Source organism: Stutzerimonas nitrititolerans, from assembly GCF_003696285.1.
Taxonomy (GTDB): domain Bacteria; phylum Pseudomonadota; class Gammaproteobacteria; order Pseudomonadales; family Pseudomonadaceae; genus Stutzerimonas; species Stutzerimonas nitrititolerans.
In genome coordinates this window covers 1-622 of sequence record NZ_RFFL01000071.1, presented here as the reverse complement: position 1 = coordinate 622, position 622 = coordinate 1, and the positions used below count along the sequence as shown (strand labels likewise).

Genomic DNA, 622 nt, shown 5'->3' with positions numbered 1-622 from the left:
ACGGCAACCACTTCAGCCTCGAGCACGGTGGTCGGAAATGAGCGCCTGGCTGAAGCAATACAAGCTATTCGCTGCCGGCGCGGCTGTGCTTGTTCTCATGGCGCTTTCCGCCGCCATTGCCTGGCAGTGGCAGGCCAACAGTTACGGCGCGCTGCTAGCTGAGCAGGGCAGGGCGCATGAGACCCAGCTGCGCCTTACAGCCGAAGCCAATGCCGCGGTAATCCTCAAGCAGCAGACCGATCGCCTAGTGTTGGAAACGCGCCTCACGACCCTCGACACAAACTCAACCGAGAAACTGACCCATGCACAAACTGAAAATGACCGCCTGCGCCGCGAGTATTCTGCTGCTGATGATGAGCGTCGCCGGCTGCGAATCGAGGTCAAGGTCGCCCGCGCCGACGCCATCGTGTCCGCCGCCACCGGCGCCGGCAGCCTGGGCGATGCAACCAGCGTCGAACTCAGTGCAGCAGCTGGATCAGCTGTTTGGGATATCCGAGGTGGAATGATCAGCGATCGGGAGAAACTGGTGTATCTGCAGGAGTGGGCGAGGGCGGTTCGGGCTGGCGAGTAGGAAGTCACAGCACGCCGTCACCTCCCGCTGTATGGTGAGGTGACCCAATCA

Annotated in this window: 1 protein-coding gene; it reads left to right on the top strand. The window is 61.7% G+C overall.

Features of this window, described 5'->3' with window-relative positions:
• The first annotated feature begins 37 nt into the window (after positions 1-37).
• Positions 38-571 carry a lysis system i-spanin subunit Rz gene (locus tag EA795_RS20740; protein WP_122079247.1) on the top strand — a complete coding sequence of 178 codons (534 nt, stop codon included), beginning with the start codon at positions 38-40 and terminating at the stop codon, positions 569-571.
• Positions 572-622: the final 51 nt, after the last annotated feature.

What these genes read in the sequence shown, in the direction of transcription:
- EA795_RS20740 (WP_122079247.1), top strand. Translation starts at nt 38, where the DNA reads ATGAGCGCCTGGCTGAAGCAATACAAGCTATTCGCTGCCGGCGCGGCT.